This is a genomic window from Kocuria sp. CPCC 205260 (assembly GCF_040981045.1).
GTDB lineage: Bacteria > Actinomycetota > Actinomycetes > Actinomycetales > Micrococcaceae > Kocuria > Kocuria palustris.
The window spans coordinates 1-595 of record NZ_JAVKPT010000062.1 but is presented as its reverse complement, the minus strand read 5'-3'; the positions used below and the strand labels follow the sequence as shown (position 1 = coordinate 595).

The window sequence follows — 595 nt, the reverse complement described above, 5'->3', positions numbered from 1 at the left end:
GACTGGACGGACGTGCTGGCCGCCGCCGTCGGCGCCGCCTGGCGCTCCGGGCGCGGGGCGGTCGCGGTGGTCCCGGACCAGAAGGCGCTGGCCCGCCTCGAGCGCTCGGTCGTCGACGAGATCGGCGCGGAGCACGTGGTGCGCCTGCACGCGGAGGACGGGCCCACCCCCCGCTACCGGGCGTTCCTCGCCGCGGCGACCGGTCAGGTGCGCGTGGTGCTCGGCACCCGCTCCGCCGCCTACGCGCCCGTGGACGCCCTCGGCCTCGTGGCCTGCTTCGACGACGGCGACGAGAACCTCGTGGAGCAGCGCGCCCCGTACCAGCACGTGCGCGACGTGCTGCTGCTGCGCGCCGGGCGCAGCGGGTGCGCGGCCCTGTTCGCGGGCCACGCCGTCAGCCCCGAGGCCCAGCGGCTGGTGGCCTCCGGGTGGGCCCGCCGGATCGCCCCCGAGCGCGGCGTGCTGCGGGCGCACGCGCCCCGGATCGTCTCCACCGCCGACTCCTTCCACGCCGCCCGGGACCCCCTGGCCTCCCGCGCCCGGCTGCCCGAGACCGCCTACCGTACGGCCCGGGAGGGCCTCGAGCGGGGCCCCG

The 595-nt window shown here is 79.5% G+C and carries 1 pseudogene; it reads left to right on the top strand.

Annotated features, from left to right (window positions below):
- Positions 1-595: pseudogene (locus RF645_RS13155) on the top strand (primosomal protein N'); the annotation flags it as partial.